The sequence below is a fragment of the Photorhabdus sp. RM96S genome, from assembly GCF_042879335.1.
Lineage (GTDB): Bacteria > Pseudomonadota > Gammaproteobacteria > Enterobacterales > Enterobacteriaceae > Photorhabdus > Photorhabdus kayaii.
Genome location: NZ_JBHFKT010000188.1, coordinates 1 through 436, shown reverse-complemented (window position 1 = coordinate 436; position 436 = coordinate 1). Strand labels below are relative to the sequence as shown.

Here is a 436-nt window from a genome sequence, read left to right as displayed (position 1 = left end):
GACCGGCCGGCGCTATCTGCCCGGTTACAACAACGATGAAGCGCAGTTTAAGGCGCTGATGGATGCCGGTATCGTCTTTGGCAAACAGCAACAGTTAACGCCGGGCGTGGCTTTAAGCCCGGCGCAAATGGCGTTGCTGACCTCGGACATTATCTGGCTGACTAACCAAACCGTGACCCTGCCGGATGGCACTAGCGAGGTGGTGACTGTGCCGCAGGTTTATGCGCGTGTCCGTCAGGGCGACCTGCGCAGTGATGGCGCTTTGCTGGCCGGAAATACCGTGGCGCTCAACAGTCAGGGCGATATCACCAACAGCGGCACGATGAGCGGGCGAGATGTCACCCAACTGACGGCCAACAACCTGACCAACAGCGGATTTATTCGCGGCGGCAAAGTGGATTTGACGGCCCAACAGACGCTCACCAACCGGGGCGGC

Annotated in this window: 1 protein-coding gene; it reads left to right on the top strand. The window is 59.9% G+C overall.

Annotation, left to right across the window (positions count from 1 at the left end):
* The coding region (locus tag ACGF49_RS24900; RefSeq protein ID WP_387493434.1) for a hypothetical protein at positions 1-436 on the top strand (436 nt) is incomplete at both ends.